This window comes from Nonlabens ulvanivorans (assembly GCF_032922765.1).
Classification (GTDB): Bacteria; Bacteroidota; Bacteroidia; order Flavobacteriales; family Flavobacteriaceae; genus Nonlabens; species Nonlabens ulvanivorans.
In genome coordinates this window covers 2,504,588-2,520,593 of the sequence record NZ_CP136694.1, presented here as the reverse complement: position 1 = coordinate 2,520,593, position 16,006 = coordinate 2,504,588, and the positions used below count along the sequence as shown (strand labels likewise).

The 16,006-nt window shown below is 34.3% G+C and carries 16 protein-coding genes and 1 pseudogene; 13 read left to right on the top strand and 4 right to left on the bottom strand.

Annotation, left to right across the window (positions count from 1 at the left end; all coding sequences use genetic code 11):
- Nucleotides 1-126: 126 nt before the first annotated feature.
- The 13 genes and pseudogenes from R1T42_RS11415 to R1T42_RS11355 all read left to right on the top strand — a co-directional run bounded on the left by R1T42_RS11415 (nt 127) and on the right by R1T42_RS11355 (nt 12,961).
- Complete coding sequence (locus R1T42_RS11415) at nt 127-2,592, top strand: FG-GAP-like repeat-containing protein (protein WP_317290412.1); 2,466 nt, start codon at nt 127-129, stop codon at nt 2,590-2,592.
- A gap of 74 nt (nt 2,593-2,666) precedes the next feature.
- Nucleotides 2,667-2,894, top strand: a pseudogene (locus R1T42_RS11410) (F0F1 ATP synthase subunit gamma); the annotation flags it as partial.
- A 350-nt stretch (nt 2,895-3,244) separates the two neighbouring features.
- On the top strand, nt 3,245-3,496 hold the full coding sequence (locus R1T42_RS11405; RefSeq protein ID WP_042295054.1) for an AHH domain-containing protein: 252 nt from the start codon (nt 3,245-3,247) through the stop codon (nt 3,494-3,496).
- A 107-nt stretch (nt 3,497-3,603) separates the two neighbouring features.
- The gene (locus R1T42_RS11400; RefSeq protein ID WP_317290411.1) at nt 3,604-4,344 is read left to right on the top strand and encodes a hypothetical protein; all 741 of its coding nucleotides are present in this window, start codon (nt 3,604-3,606) and stop codon (nt 4,342-4,344) included.
- Between the two features lie 9 nt (nt 4,345-4,353).
- Entirely contained in the window at nt 4,354-5,064 is a 711-nt protein-coding gene (locus R1T42_RS11395; protein ID WP_317290410.1) for a hypothetical protein, read from the top strand.
- 59 nt (nt 5,065-5,123) lie between these two features.
- Nucleotides 5,124-5,618, top strand: coding sequence for a hypothetical protein (locus R1T42_RS11390; protein ID WP_317290409.1), 495 nt, complete (start codon nt 5,124-5,126; stop codon nt 5,616-5,618).
- A 91-nt stretch (nt 5,619-5,709) separates the two neighbouring features.
- The gene (locus R1T42_RS11385) at nt 5,710-6,540 is read left to right on the top strand and encodes a hypothetical protein (protein ID WP_317290408.1); all 831 of its coding nucleotides are present in this window, start codon (nt 5,710-5,712) and stop codon (nt 6,538-6,540) included.
- A gap of 105 nt (nt 6,541-6,645) precedes the next feature.
- Nucleotides 6,646-8,100: a lipopolysaccharide biosynthesis protein gene (locus R1T42_RS11380; RefSeq protein ID WP_317290407.1), complete on the top strand. Its 1,455-nt coding sequence runs from the start codon at nt 6,646-6,648 to the stop codon at nt 8,098-8,100.
- Nucleotides 8,100-8,534, top strand: a complete 435-nt coding sequence (gene dut / locus R1T42_RS11375) for a dUTP diphosphatase (RefSeq protein WP_042244971.1) — start codon at nt 8,100-8,102, stop codon at nt 8,532-8,534. Before R1T42_RS11380 ends, dut begins: the two co-directional genes overlap by 1 nt.
- A gap of 50 nt (nt 8,535-8,584) precedes the next feature.
- Nucleotides 8,585-9,601 carry a sugar phosphate nucleotidyltransferase gene (locus R1T42_RS11370; RefSeq protein ID WP_317290406.1) on the top strand — a complete coding sequence of 339 codons (1,017 nt, stop codon included), beginning with the start codon at nt 8,585-8,587 and terminating at the stop codon, nt 9,599-9,601.
- A 19-nt stretch (nt 9,602-9,620) separates the two neighbouring features.
- Nucleotides 9,621-11,000, top strand: coding sequence for a tetratricopeptide repeat protein (locus tag R1T42_RS11365; RefSeq protein ID WP_317290405.1), 1,380 nt, complete (start codon nt 9,621-9,623; stop codon nt 10,998-11,000).
- Nucleotides 11,001-11,756 carry a DUF4292 domain-containing protein gene (locus R1T42_RS11360; protein WP_036583498.1) on the top strand — a complete coding sequence of 252 codons (756 nt, stop codon included), beginning with the start codon at nt 11,001-11,003 and terminating at the stop codon, nt 11,754-11,756. It abuts the gene before it with no gap.
- Entirely contained in the window at nt 11,756-12,961 is a 1,206-nt protein-coding gene (locus R1T42_RS11355; protein ID WP_317290404.1) for a murein hydrolase activator EnvC family protein, read from the top strand. Before R1T42_RS11360 ends, R1T42_RS11355 begins: the two co-directional genes overlap by 1 nt.
- Before the next feature lie 12 nt (nt 12,962-12,973).
- Here the strand turns inward: R1T42_RS11355 and R1T42_RS11350 are convergent, their stop codons facing one another.
- The 4 genes from R1T42_RS11350 to R1T42_RS11335 all read right to left on the bottom strand — a co-directional run bounded on the left by R1T42_RS11350 (nt 12,974) and on the right by R1T42_RS11335 (nt 15,931).
- On the bottom strand, nt 12,974-13,483 hold the full coding sequence (locus tag R1T42_RS11350; protein ID WP_036585250.1) for an acyl-CoA thioesterase: 510 nt from the start codon (nt 13,481-13,483) through the stop codon (nt 12,974-12,976).
- Nucleotides 13,484-13,616: 133 nt separating this feature from the next.
- On the bottom strand, nt 13,617-14,231 hold the full coding sequence (locus R1T42_RS11345) for an HD domain-containing protein (RefSeq protein ID WP_317290403.1): 615 nt from the start codon (nt 14,229-14,231) through the stop codon (nt 13,617-13,619).
- A gap of 7 nt (nt 14,232-14,238) precedes the next feature.
- Complete coding sequence (locus R1T42_RS11340; protein ID WP_317290402.1) at nt 14,239-14,796, bottom strand: GNAT family N-acetyltransferase; 558 nt, start codon at nt 14,794-14,796, stop codon at nt 14,239-14,241.
- A 151-nt stretch (nt 14,797-14,947) separates the two neighbouring features.
- Nucleotides 14,948-15,931, bottom strand: a complete 984-nt coding sequence (locus tag R1T42_RS11335) for an HU domain-containing protein (RefSeq protein ID WP_042269129.1) — start codon at nt 15,929-15,931, stop codon at nt 14,948-14,950.
- Between the last annotated feature and the right edge of the window lie 75 nt (nt 15,932-16,006).

Below are 16,006 nucleotides of genomic sequence, written 5' to 3'. Positions count from 1 at the left end.
AGTTTTATTTAATATTGACGATAAATTAGATTTAATGTTAATCATATTGGCAAGTAAATCAGGAATAGTTCAAATATTTTCAATAATTAATTCTTTAGATTATATAAACTCCAAAATTTTGGTAATATGATTTTTAAAAAATTACTAAGTGTTTTTCTATTTTGTTTAGTCACATTCTCTTACGGTCAAATTAATTTTGATCCTCCATTAAACATAGTGGATGATAGCCATTCTTCATTTAGGGTAAATGCAGTAGTGGCTGCTGACTTAAATAATGATTCATTCGACGATTTGATAGTCGCATCTATTATTGATAATTCCATTAAAATTTACAGAAGTTTTAATGGAGATTTTCATGAAGAACAGCGTTTACAATTAGTTAAACTTTTCAACGTTAGTTTCTATGCAAAATATTCACTCGCTGTATCTGATTTCAATTCTGACGGACTCAACGATGTAGTTATTAGCAGTTCTTTTGAGGATAAAGTTTTCTGGATACAAAATCTTGGAAATTTCACTTTTTCTCAGCCTATTTCCATTACAAATAATATTGATGACCCTATTAGTACTATAGCTGTTGATATTGATAATGATGGGGATGACGACGTTTTAGTAAGTACAGGTAGGAGTGAGAAAATATCTTTATTTCAAAATAATAACGGTGTTTTTAGTTCTGAAACTTTAATTCATAGTTCTAATCGTGATATCATCAAATTATTTAATTTGGATGTAGATCAAAACGGTTTTCTTGATATTTTTTTCTTGGAGGAAAATGGAACTTTAGGATATATGCTAAATTTAAATGGAGTTCTTTCTAATCCTACAATTGTCAGCTCATCTGTAAATAGCTCAGGAGTTGCCTTTTCAGACATTAATAATGATGGTTATAAGGATATTATATACAGCCATGACCTTTACGATACACTAAGGTATCATTCCTATATTCCAGGACAAGGCTATTCTCAATCTTCTGTGCAATTAAGCTCCTCGTTGATTATACCTAATAACATTATCATTTATGACATTGATGGTGATCAACTTGATGATATCATCTTTTCATCTCCATGGACTGACGAAATTGGCTGGTTAAAACGAGATTCCAATAACGGTTTCCTTCCTTACATAGTTATAGCTGGTAATTTTGAGAATCCAAACGCCTTAATTGTAAGTGATTTAAATAATGATGGTAAAAAAGAAATAGTTTACGGAGCCGAAAAAAAGTGCTCAGCACTTTATATTGATCCACAGGGTAGCGTACTCAAAGAAAATGTGATTAATTACCTATTCACGTTTTCTAGATCTATAATACCTGTTGATTTAACAAACAATGGATTAAAGGATTTGGTGATTGGTTATAATAGTTTATTATGGGTTGAAAACAAAGGTGGTGGTCTATACTCCGCACCACGCGCTTTTTCAAATAACACGGATAGTTCTTTTGAGTATGCAACAGCAACAGCAGATTTTGATAACGATGGTTTTAAAGATATAATTACAGCTACAGATTCAGAAGTCAGAATATTCAAAAACAACACGGATAAAACATTTACTGAATTATATTCTCAAACCCAAACACAAACCGTTCGAGATATAGCTGTAGCTGATATGAATAATGATGGTTTCAATGATGTATTGATAGCCACTGCGGACAGCAATAGTCCTTTAGAATTATATCTCTCCAACGGGAATTATACATTTCAACCTAAAATCGTAATTAACTCTTCATTTTCAAATTTCGAACCTACTATCATTGAGGTTCACGATTTAGATAGCGACGGCGACTTAGATATAGTATGCGCTTCAAACTTTACAAATGCAATTCATAAAATTACCAATAATGGCTTACCTAACCCTTTTTCTGTTAGTCTTATTATAAGTAACACTGATGCAGCTGTATTAGCGATGGCAGACCATGACGGTGATGGTGATTTGGATATTCTTACTGGTAGCGATTATGCTGCCGTTAATTCGGATATTCTTTTATTAACAAATAACAATGGTACATTCAGTAATCCAAGCGTGTTTGATTCTCAATCTGTGGATGGTCTTAGTTACGCAGATATCAATAACGATGGGTTCCTAGATATTGTTGCAGTATCATGTACGTCATTTTCAGGATTAAGAGAAGATGCATTTTATTATTTAAATGATGGGAATAGTAATTATAACAAGACTTACATTCAACAATTATCTAATTCTAACACTTGGAATAAAACCTTAGCTTTATCTGATATGAATAATGATGGTAAAGTGGATATATTAACAAACTTTCAAACTGATGTTTTTAATAATTATGAGACAAAGTATGCTGTGAAAATTTTCACTAACGACAATGTTTTATCTACTGATATGCAAGCTGAGAACAATAATTTTAAAATTTATCCTAATCCAGCAGCTGAAGAAATACGTTGGAATGAATACTTAAACTATGATTTTGACATAAGTGTTTTTAGTATTTCTGGCGAGCTTGTAAAGAAGAGTAAATGCAATGTTCAACATTTTGACACTTCGGATTTAGAGGAAGGTATTTATTTAATAAAATTTATTTACTCTGATCTTATTTTTACTAAAAAAATAGTCATCAAAAGGTAATGTTTTAATTTAAGGTTGATATATTGTAAGATGTTTTAGTTTGAAAATCTCTTGTGTTATGGCTATCACTTCTAATCATTAAAGAATTAATCCCTAAGTCTTTAAAAATGAAATTGTACAAAGGAGTGCGTGATTCTTGGGCTAGTGAGCACGGTGCACGTATGACTGCAATGCATAAAGCAACTGATAATGCAACGGAACTTAGAGATCAGTTGAAGTTAACTTATAATAAAGCACGTCAGGCTGCGATTACTAACGAGATCCTTGAAATCGTAGGTGGAGCAGAAGCGTTGAATAATTAAAATGCTATTCAAAGCTGTCATGCTGAATTTATTTCAGCATCTCATTTTATAATATCAAAAAGCCTTTCAGAAATGAAAGGCTTTTTTGATGCTCAAACTTTTTTAGAATATACATGTAACATTTTTTGACTTCTGCATCTAAAGGGAAACTTTAAATTCGAAATCATAAAAAAAATTCTTTCCCTATTTGTTGCACTATGTCTTTCTATCGTTGTTATGGCTTGTGATGATCAAAAACCCCTTAAGGTAGACGTATCTGGATCTGGACAACCTATATTATTTCTTATTATACTTCTACGGGATTATATAAATTCGTTGGTAGAAGCGGAAAACTAAGGAAAGCTTTAGGGATGGCGCCATTAGCTGTTGATCCTAGAAAAGCACATCATCTTATTCCACAAGCGAATGATTTTCTGATTCATCCTGTAATACAAAAAGCGGCAGGACAAGGTTTTCATATAGATGAAGCTTTAAATGGTATACCTGTAAGTGATGTTATTCATAATGCTCCGCATATACAATATAGCGCAAAAATCAAACAACTTCTTAATAACTGGAACATTCAATATCCAAATGCAACTGGTTTAGAAGCTTATAGTTAAGTGGTAGAACTAACTACGAATATTAAACATGTTATAGATACAAATCCGGGAGTTCCATTAGATAATTTAATACATTTAATAAACTAAACTAAACTAAACTAAACTAAATGGGGAATTACTTTATCATTTATGAAAATTGTAGAAGGAAAAACTTTGGAAGGTATCCTCAAATAAAAGATTATATATATAAATCAAAAATAAATTCAGGAAAATTTATTGATTTATGGATAGGAAAAGAGGTTCCAAATAATATTATATTGGAAAAAGCGGAGTTATTGCTGAATGATAATTCAAACTTAACTCATGGTTTGGTGCCTCTAGGAGCTATAGGTTTTACTGGAGCCTTAGTCATAAATAATGAATTAAAATTTTCATTTAAAGAGCATTATATTTACGGAATTAACTTTCTTCCATTAAATGTATACCACAAAGGCGTTCTTTTAGATAATTATAACATAAGTCATATTTCTAAATTTGATGATGATTTAATAGATTTTGAAAAAACACAATTTTCAAAAACTCATGGATCTTATCCTAATAGAGTAACCGAAATTATTGACATCAATTCCAAGGCTGAATTTTATAATGAAAAAGCAAAATATTCTAATCCAGCTGATAATACTTATATTCTAATTGATAAATTTAGAATTAATGAAAATTTCAATGATATTGATTTATTCGCTCTGCAACATGTATTTGGTGGTATTAAATTTATTATTTCAGAGAAATTGAAATCAGCTATGGATGAGTTAGGCGTAGTATGTTATAACTATAGACCCATCAACATTGGATATAACGAATGGGAATCAGATCCTAAAGTTAGGTTTGAACGTTATGGAACTAAGTAGATAAAAATTATGAAAAATTATTTTTTGACTTTTAGCATTGTGGCAATTGCAATCTCCTGCACGTCAAAAAAAGCGGTAAATGATTTAAAACCTGAGCCCAATTATTTTCTTTTTGAATATTATGACGAGGAATCAACGGAAGGAGATGTTGAATTTTTTAGATCATTAGCAACATCGATTGACTCTACAGGTTTAAAAGGGTTGGATTCTTTAGTTACAATTTATGAAAATAAAATAGCTCGGGATAGCGTAAAAACAAGGAAGTGGATTCAGAATGATATTGCATTGAAGGTGGAAGAGGACTCCATTTGGCGTTATGAAGAATATAAAGGTGATATGAGAGGAGACTATCAACTCATATCAAAAAGCAATGGAATTCTAAGGTATTATAACAAGGCTAGGAATATTAATTATAAAAATGACACGCTATTTAATACAAACGAAGGTGTTACTTTTAAAATAGATAAAAAAGATGTTAAAACCATTAAGGGTTATAAATGTTATAAAGTTATAATTGAAAAAGAAAATTTAGTACTACGAGATTACAATACGGGCAAAGCAACATATGAATTATATGTTACTGATGAAATTAAATTACCAACCCATTCCGTTTTAAATATACCTACTAATTCAATTGAAGTTTTTCCTTTAGAGGCTGTTGTATGTTTTGAGAATAAGGCATTTTCTAAGTCTTTTTATAACATTAAGGTTATTGAATAGCACTTTTCCTTTAAACGCTTATGGCACTACATTTGAACAACAATCCTTAAATTACACCCATGAAATCAATCTATATTTTACTAGCCTTGACCATTAGCTCTTGTGGAGCCCAAAAAATGTCAGAAACCTATACGTCTGCAGACTTTCCGGTCTCTCAACAAGCATATGCACAAGCATGGAATGGTGGCGCACCTGGATCTGGTAGTGGCATCACTTTATATTTCCCTACAAAGGTTACTAGTGGTAAAGAGGTTATTGCGATCTACTTTCGCAATAGCGTTAATAAAACAGTAAACTACACGGCAGATGACCGCATGATGATGGTGTCACGATTCCGCACAGATTTTAATAATCGTCAGGATCTGATCATGGATTTGGATTCTAAAAAAGAGGCGCAAAATGAAGCGCCTAATCTTGAGAAATTCCCGTTTGAGTTGAAAGATAATGAAGCCGTTATTGCTCTAAAAGAAATAAATAGTGATTCCATAAACTATGTAAAGTTGCTTGATATTCAAGAACGCTCGCAATTGGATATGCCTTCTATGCCCCAATAGGTCATTTCACTCATTCAAATATAGTAGGCGCTCATTATAGCTATGAGCGCCTTTTTTATGCGCTTAAGTTTGACTCATAAAATTTACAACTATGAAAAATCTATTGAAAATAACAATTATCGCTTTGACATTTTCGGGACTTGCAAATGCTCAAGGAGCAGAAATTGCTAGAGAAATCCGAAACTACATGAACGCAGAGACCAGTGACGAGATGATAGAAGTAAAAGATAAAGCTGGTAAAACACACTATGTGCGCAGTGCTGCAACGACTACGGCACATCATATAGGTGGACAGAATACTTCTACAAATACAGTCGTTTTTGACGCCTTTAATGCTCATCCAGAGTGGCAAAACATGAATGTAGTCGTAGACTGGACAGGCAGCATGTACAGTTATGTAGGTCAGGTAGTGCGATGGCACCATGTCAATAAAGACAAACAATTGATGAATAGCATGGTGCTTTTTAATGATGGCGATGATAAATTGAGGCAAGGACGCAGTGGTAAAACAATAGGCAGTACAGGTGGTATTTATTTTCCCAACCATTTAGATATTGATAGTTTTTTAAATACTGTTGCAACAGCAGTAGATAATGGCGGTGGCGGCGATGGGCCAGAAAATGATGTTGAGGCCATCATAGCAGCACAAGCACATGACCAATCTAGTAGTGACTTTGTTCTCATTGCAGATGCTACTAGTATTAGAGATATTTCTCTAGTACATCAAATTAAACGACCAGTACATGTCATTCTTTGTGATCATGTTTCACCAGATTACATCACGCTTGCCCGTACTACTGGCGGCAGTATTACATGGCCAGGTGGTTATACAGACTATAGTCAGGTGCAATGCACTACACATCATGTAACCGTTTGCAATTATCACCATAGTCACGATATAGCGTGTCATGTTCATGAATAAATTATAGTAATAAGCAATTATTTTAAATACGCTTTCGCGAAAGCGTTGCATTGTAGAACCTTGTGATTATAACTACCTTTGAGCGGTAATAATTACAAGGTTTTTTTGAGCGCAATTAATCGTCTTTTTAAGCACACATTTGTTTATGGTCTAGCGACCGTACTACCTCGATTATTAACCGTATTACTGACGCCATTATTAACTAATTACTTACCTAATCCAGAAGATTTTGGGGAAGTTTCCATTATATTCTCTTGGATCATAATCTTTAATGTCTTGTTGACTTATGGTACAGAGACGGCGTTTTTTAGATATTTTACAGAGACTGATGATAAATCTAAGGTTCTAGGAACGGCTATAGGCACTTTGTTAGGTACTACGTTATTATTTGTGATCGTTTCTTACTTAAGTTTAGACCACATCGCTTCATGGACTGATAAATCTGCAAATTACTGGAGATGGGTGATAGGTGTACTGGCTTTTGATACTCTAGCAGTAGTGCCATTTGCTTATATGAGAGCACAAGGCAAAGCGGTAAAGTATGCAGTAATTAAAATGATTAACGTAATCATTTCGGTAGGTTGCAGTGCGCTTTTCTTGATATGGCTGCAAGATATTCCAGGTTTACGAGATTGGTTGCCTGATGATAAGATTGAATTGTATTTCATCGCATTTTTTGGGGCAAGTGCACTCACGTTTTTGGTGATTTGTAAACCATACTTCAGTAAGTGGAAGTTTGATGTCTTGTTATGGAAAAGAATGCTGCGCTATGGCTTTCCTATTTTAATAGCTGGATTAGCATTTGCTATTAATGAAACCTTTGATAAAATATTATTAGAATGGTTGTTGATTGATAATGCTACTGATCAAGTAGGAATCTATACGGCATGTTATAGACTTGCTGTAGGGATGACTTTGTTTTCAACAGCCTTTAAATTAGGAGTCGAACCTTTCTTTTTTAGTGAGGCAAAAAATGAAAAGGCACCACAGCTCTATGCTCAAATTACAAAGATGTTTGTAATCTTGGGCTCGATAGCATTGCTTGCTTATATAGTATTAGTAGATCTGATTAAAGTATTATTAATCAATGAAAAATATTATGATGCGATGGATATCGTACCTATGGTATTGATTGCCTATTTATTTTTTGGGATATATCAGTCCATATCTGTTTGGTATAAGGTAACTGATAAAACTAAATATGGAGCTTATATTTCAGTTCTCGGAGCTGCGTTAACTATAGGATTGAACATTCTATTGATTCCACAAATGGGTTATATAGCCAGCGCAATAACTACATGCGCTGCTTATGGATTAATGATGGTAACTTCTTATGTACTCAGTAGAAAGCATTTTGCAATACCATATGACCTTAAAAATATCTTATTGTATTTAATCGTTTCGATTAGTTTTTCCCTGATATTCTTTTATTTTTTCAGAGAAGAGTTGGGTATAGGCAGTTGGAGTCTTTATCTTGTGGGAATACTAATGACGGCTGTTCTAGCCGTATTAATCTGGATACGAGAGAAAACATTTATTAAAAATTTGATTAAAAAATAATGACCATAAAAATCATCAATAAATCGGCACATGCATTACCTCATTATGAAACTGAGGCTAGTGCAGGAATGGATTTAAGAGCAAACCTAGAAACAGCAGTGATTCTGGAACCTATGGAACGTGCCATTATTAAAACAGGTCTATTTATAGAACTACCTATAGGTTATGAAGCGCAAGTAAGACCTAGAAGTGGTCTCGCTGCAAAAAAAGGTATTACAGTTTTAAACGCACCAGGAACAGTCGATGCAGATTATCGTGGTGAAATAGGCGTGATTCTTGTAAATTTATCAAATGAAGCGTTTACTATTGAAAACGGTGAACGTATTGCACAACTTGTCATTGCAAAGCATGAGCGTGCACAATGGCAAAAAGTAGAAGAATTAAGCAGTACAGATCGCGGTGCAGGCGGTTTTGGGAGTACTGGAGTAAAATAAATTAAACATAACATTAACTGCATAAGCAGTATAATAACGTATCATATACTATGAAAATAATTGTACCTATGGCTGGCCGTGGTTCTAGATTAAGACCACATACATTAACAGTTCCTAAGCCGTTAATTCCTATTGCAAATAAACCTATCGTTCACAGATTAGTGACAGATATTGCTCGCATATTAGAAGAGCCAGTTACTGAAGTGGCTTTTATATTGGGCGATCCGGCATTTTTTGGCGATGATGTAGTAAAAAGTTTAGAAGAGTTAGCTACCAGTCTAGGAGCAAAAGCTAGTATATACCGTCAAGGTGAACCATTAGGAACAGGACACGCTATTATGAGTGCAGCAGACTCACTTTCAGGACCTGCAGTAGTTGCTTATGCAGACACGTTAATAAGAGCAGACTTTAAACTAGATCCTACAGCAGACGCTGTTATATGGACTAAACAAGTTGATCAGCCAGAAGCTTATGGTGTGGTAAAACTTAACGATAAAGAAGAAATTGTTGAGCTCGTTGAAAAGCCAGAAACTTTTGTGTCTGATCAAGCTGTAATAGGAATCTATTACTTTAAAGAAGTTGCAGACCTTAAAAATGAGTTACAGTTTGTATTAGAAAATAACATCATCAATGGTGGAGAATACCAAATTAATGATGGTATCAAACGCATGATGCAAAATGGGAAAGTTTTTAAAACAGGAACCGTAGATGAGTGGATGGACTGTGGTAATAAAGTGGTTACTGTAGAGACCAACACACGCATCATCGAGTTTATGAAAAAGGACGGAAGTGATGAAATCAACACAAATCCTACCTTAGAAAATGCTAAAATCATAGAACCTTGCGTTATAGACCCATCAGTAGTCATTAAAAACTCTACAGTAGGGCCACACGTTTCTATAGGAGCAGGAACTACTATAGAAAACTCAACTATTAAAAATTCATTAATACAGTGTCATTCTGTAATTAAGAACGCTACTTTAGATGAGGCTATGATAGGAAATCACGTAAAGTATAATGCAAACTATAACAAGGTGAGCATCGGTGATTATACAGTAATGGAATAATTATTGAACTTAAAACAGAATGAAAAAACACTTATCAATTATTTTGATAGCTACTGCCCTATCCTGGAGCACGACTACATATGCTCAAGAAGAAGTAGAAGCAGTAGAAGTGAATCAAGATGATCTAGGTGACGTTTCTAATGGTTTTAAAGATGCATTTTTTAACGCTCTTGCAGAAAAAGCTAAAGGGAATCATGATCGAGCCATAGTATTGTTAGAAAACTGTGCAAAAAATGAACCTACTTCTGGAGCAGTACAATTTGAACTAGCAAAAAATCATTTTGCAAATAAGGATTTTAATAAAGCAGAAAAATCTGTTAGAAAAGGAATAGAACTATCTGGTAACAATGAGTGGATGCTCGATATGCTTTTTGACATATATGATGAGCAAAAGCAATATGATAAAGCAGTTCCAGTAATGGAACAACTAGTAAAAATCAATGATAACTATGTTGAGTTTTTACCAACCTTATATTACCGTACTGGCCAGTATGATAAAGCTTTAAAATCCCTTAAGGATATAGATGCTCGACAAGGTAACGATGATCCACGCAGGAATGCTCTACGTCGCAGTCTCGAAAGTAGACAGCAACAAGAAGTACGTAATGAAAATAATATAGAGTCATTAGAGGCAGAAATCGCAAAGAATCCTAAAAATGAACAAGCCTATATAAACTTAATTTACATGCATAGTCGCAATGGAGATCAGGATGCTGTTTTTGAAGTAGCTCAAGATTTTGAGCGTAATTTACCAGATAGTGATGCTGCCCATTTGGCCCTTTATAAAATATACTTTAAAAACGATCGTATAGAAGAAGGCGTGGCTAGTTTAGAAAAAGTATTGACATCAAATAAGATTGATCGAGAAACTAAAATGAAGGTTCTACAAGACTTCATAAGTATGTCAGACGGTCGTGTAGAACTAGAGAAAGCAGTAAACCAAGCGATCGATTGGTTATCTGATGATATTGAAGATCCTAATGCTTATCGTGCCATGGGTGATTTTTATCTTAAGAAAAAGGACCCTATACAAGCTATTGCTTTTTATGAAAAAGGTCTTGAGCTAGATGGAAATGATATTGATATTATAAAGAGCATAGCTTTATTAAGTATTGATATTAAAGATTATAATAAAACGCTAGCGGTAACAAATACTGCCATAGAAAAATTCCCAGCACAGCCGTTATTCTATTTATTAAATGGTGTGGCTCATAATAGTTTAAATACTCCAGATAAGGCTATTGAAATTATAGAATTGGGACAAAGCTATTTACTAGATGAATTTAAATTAGAGCAGGATATGTACCAGCAGCTCGCTATCTCTTATGATAAAAAAGGAGACACAGCTCGTGCTTCTAAAATGAGAGCCAAAGCTCAAGAACTTTCTAAAAAGTTATAAATGAAAGCATACAGAATTATATACATCTTTCTTGCGTTAGTTATTACAAGTTGTGGTAGTGTACAAAAAGCTGCAAATAACGCTAGTGCTACCGCAAAAAAGGCAAGTGTAGTAAAGGCTCATACAGCTGCTCGCACAGACTTTAAAACTATGAAATCCAGACTTTCTGTAAGTTATAAAGACGAGAAGCAATCGCGTAATGTGACGGTAGATTTACGTATTGAAAAAGGAAAACAAATCTGGATGAGTGCAAAGTTCCTAGGCTTTACAGCAGCAAAAATTTATATTACTCCAGATCGTGTACAGTTTTATGAAAAACTAAAAGGAAGATCCTTTGATGGTGATTTTTCATTAATAAGTGACTTTTTAGGTGAGCCACTAGAATATCAACAGCTGGAGGATTTATTATTAGGCCAGGCAGTTGAATCGTTACAGCCTCATGATTTCTCTATCGTTGATAATCAGTATCAATTTAAACAAGGACAGCTTATTGAAAAGCTATTTAAATTACGTCCATCAGACTTTAAATTAAGCCAGCAATCTATAAGAAAACCTGCAGATGACAGTTTTCTAGTCATTACTTATCCAGACTATCAGGTAGTGGACAAGCGCATTATTCCGCTAGAGGTAAAAGTCGATGCAAAACGTGGTAAACGTCTTTCTCAAGTCATATTAGAATTTAAAAATATAGAGTTCAATCAGGACCTATCATTTCCATTTTCAATTCCGTCTAATAGCAAACCCATGAATCTATAATGGGAAGAAAGAGTTTGTTATTTACGATTTTGTTTTTGAGTTTCGCTTTCGCGAAAGCGCAGTCAGAAAAAGCACAGCTAGAAGCTAAAAAGGCAAGGATACAGGCCGAAATCAATCAGTTCTCAAGGTTACTTTCTAATGTTAAGAAAGAAAGTAAAACGATGGTATTGCTCGTGGAGACTATCGACAAAAAAATAGCCAGCACCCAAGAATTAATAAACATTACAAATAAACAGGCTAATTTAATCACGCGCAGTATTAAGAAAAATACGGACGAGAATACCAAGCTCAAAAAAGAAATCAAAACTCAAAAAGAAGAATATGCTCGCATGATTGTCAAAGCATATAAATCAAAAAATGAGCAAAGTAGATTAATGTTCTTACTATCATCTGAAGATTTTTTACAGGCATACAAAAGAGTACAGTACTTAAAATCATATGCAGATTATCGTAAAAAGCAGGCAGATGAAATCACTGCTAAATCCATGCGACTAGAACAGATTAATAAAGACCTGCAAGAAGAAAAAAAGCAAAAGCAAGAGGTTTTAAAAATTAATAAACAACAACGTATTGCATTACAAAAAGATAAGCAAGAGCAAGAGAATTTACTAGCTGTTGTAAAACAAGACGAGAAGAAATACTCTAAAGAGATAAGAGAAGCCAGTAAAGAACGTGCGATAATTAATAGACAAATTCAAAAGCTGATTGAGGCCGATATCGCAGCGTCTAATAAAGGTAAAACCGGTGCGGTAAAAGGAAAGTTTTATTTATCACCAGAGGCAAAAGTACTCGCAAATAACTTTAAGTCTAACAAGGGAAAATTGCCCTATCCAGTAGATGAATTTATCATCTCAAGAAAATATGGTGATCAACCGCATCCTGTACTTGCCGGAATTAAAATTGCTTCCAATGGATTGCGATTTCAAGCGCCATCTAACTCACCAGCAAAAGCAATTTTTACTGGTGAAGTGGTAAGAGTGCAAAAGGCAGCAAACGGTATTTTATCTGTTTATATAAGACATGGTAATTACACGTCTGTCTATGGTAACTTAAAAAGTGTTGTCGTACAAAAAGGTGATCAAATTAAAACGCAAGACATTATAGGAACTGTTTTTACAGACAATTCTGGTGTAACAGAGCTACGTTTCGTACTTATGGAAGATAGCCACACAGTTGATCCTGCTGGGTGGTTATTGAGGTTTTAATAACCTGATTTACTACTCAAACAATGCTTTCAATTCTGTAGCGTCCTTTGCTTTCATTTTACCTGCAAGAACTAGACTCAATTGCTTGCGACGCAATGCGGCATCGTATTTTGATTTCTCATCCTCGGTTTCTGGTAATATAGCTGGTACTTGTACTGGACGACCTGTTTCATCCACAGCAACAAAGGTGTATATAGCCTCGTTTGCTTGGGTTTTTTCACCACTCTCACGATCTTCTATCCATACGTTCATATGAACTTCCATAGATGATGTAAATGCTCTTGAAACCTTAGCCTCTATTGTTACAACACTTCCTAATGGCACCATTCTATTAAACGCGACATGATTTACAGATGCTGTTACAACGATACGTCTGGAGTGTCTTCTCGCGGCAATACTGGCCGCACGGTCCATACGTGCTAGTAACTCACCACCAAATAGATTATTCAATGGGTTGGTCTCACTAGGCAAAACCATATCTGTAACAGTGGTAAAAGATTGTGAAGGCGTTTTGGCTTCCATTTTAATAATTTTTTGCAAAGGTAAGGTGTACCATTTCTATTCTAACAAAATGTCACAAATGCTAAGGATAATTTAACGTGAGTGAGGTAATTGTGCTTTACATAGTAAGAATAAAAAATAGATGGAGTTTTATTTATAAACTATTTAATTCTGCTTGAAGATTTTTTTTCGCTTGTTTTTCGTACAATATTTTAAATGTAGATGTAGAATAAATAAAAGGCTTTTCTAAAAAGTGTTTGAGCATCTTTTTACGTCCTTTTTTATAAAGAAATGTAGGTACTTTGCGATATTCTTTTCTTATTAACTGAGAATAAAGATTGTATCGCGCTATTGGACTTCCTAGGATAGCTAGATCAAAATCTATCATCCATTGCGTGTCTTTTAAAAATGCGTTGTGTGTTTTAGTAGCTAATATATGTGACTCTATTGTCGTCAGGTCGTTAACAGAAAGAGCTGTTTTATTAAGTACGTTTAATGCTTTTTCTGCACTATCTTCTTCGTTCTTTTTATTCCAAATGCCGTAGATAATATCATGATAAAAAATAGCAAACGCCACTAAGTCTGGTTTTTCTAGCTCTTTTTTATAGGTGTCGTAATATTCAAATAATTCTTCGAGATGAGTCAGATTATGATAGGTTCTATGAGATTCTGTGTAGTGAGACTCAAGTTCATTCCAAAGAAGTTCAATGGATTCATTCTCGTTTATATATGAAGAAGTTAGATTTATGAATCGCGCTTTTAAAGTCATGATACCCTTATTTGGTTTTCAACCATTCTTTCCTAGATTGACTATAAACGTGAAAACGGTTATCGCCAAAATCAGTAAAAGTTTTTTCTAATGTCATTCCGTTTGCTATAGCTACTTTTTCCGATCCGTGATTATCTATATGAAGCATGGAAACAACAGTATGGTTAAAGTCTAGGTCCATTTTATGTTCAAAGGCATAATTTTTTGCAGCAACAGCAGCCTCAGTAGCATATCCTTTGTTGCGGTGACCTGGCAGTATCGAATAACCTACTTCTAGACGTGGTTCACCATCTATGTGTTGTACAAGAATGCCGCACTGACCTATCATTTTACCTGTTGTTTTATCAATAAGCGCATTAAGTCCGCCACGATTTTCTTCATATCGCAACAAGCATTTTTCAAACCAAAATGCACATAATTCAAGTGCTGTTTTATCTGCATCTAAAAAAAGAAAATGCCGATTCAAGTCAGGACTGAAAAAGGGTAGCCATGTTTCAAAATCGCTTTTTGTAATCAAGCGAAATCTCAATCGGTCTGTTTCTAGATTTAAAGGAATGTACTTCATGAGATGAAGTTAGTGAAAATAGACTTAAGAATCTGTTTTCATCTTAGTTCAAAGGATGTGCCTTTAATGCTAGATAAAGTGATGAGATATCAATCTGTGCACTATTTAAAATCATCTAAGATTTTAAAGTCAAACGTTATAAAATGAAATCTTATTTAGAAAGAGAACCAGTAAGTAACCAGGCACCTGTAAAGCCTTGCTTTCTTAAACGATACAATTCGTTAATCGCGTCATTACGATCTGCATGACTAGAGAAAGCCACATTATGTAACCCATACTTGTTCACACCTATACGTTGTGAATCATAGCCATTACGTTTAAGTTGTGCTACTTTTTTATCAGCATTTGCAGGATCTCTAAAAGCGCCAGCAACAATATGATAATTTTTAACTACAGGCGCAACTTCTAGCTCTATACTAGGCAACGGATTGCTTATCATAAAGGTAGCCTCTTGAATTTCGCGAGTAAATTCTTCATCTGCCATTTCTTGAACTGCAATATCGTTCTGAGCTTCTTGAGTGGTGTAGGTATCAAAACCTACATAGCTCAATCCTATTAATACTGCTCCTATCGCTGCATAACGCAACCATGGTGTTTTACTTGCCGCAGGAACGTGTAAAGGAACTACTGGAGTTTCTTCAATTTCTTCTTTTTGAACCGGTGGTAATTCTATAGTTGCCGCTGCAGGAACTGGAATCTTAGTTTCTACAGGTGTTCTATCCACTGCATAGGTTTCATGTGCAGTAAGCCCAAAAGCCTCTGGAAGATAATTCACTAAATACATAGGCGTAAACTGTAATGATTGTTCATCATTACGTGTAAAACGGCCTATTTTATGGATCGTTACTACTCCATTGGTATCTAGTTCGTGATCTAAAAATCGCACATAATTGCGCACTTCTTGTACCGCTTGTTGATATGGAATAGATTCTACAGTCGCTACATAATTTACTAATAATCCATCGTTTTGCTGGATTTGAGCATTAAAGCTCAGTCCTTTTTTAGGTGGATAGATGGTATGACTGCTCGCAAAATGTTGGGCTGGTACACGGCGCGATATAAACGCACCATAACCTGGCAGCACCACACACTCGTGGCGATATAATAAGTCTGATATGTAAGTAGCGATTTGCATATGACAAACCTAAAAAAATAATCAAAACCATCAAGCGCTACCGGCAACTAGTTATTAAGAAAATGAATCGTTGAT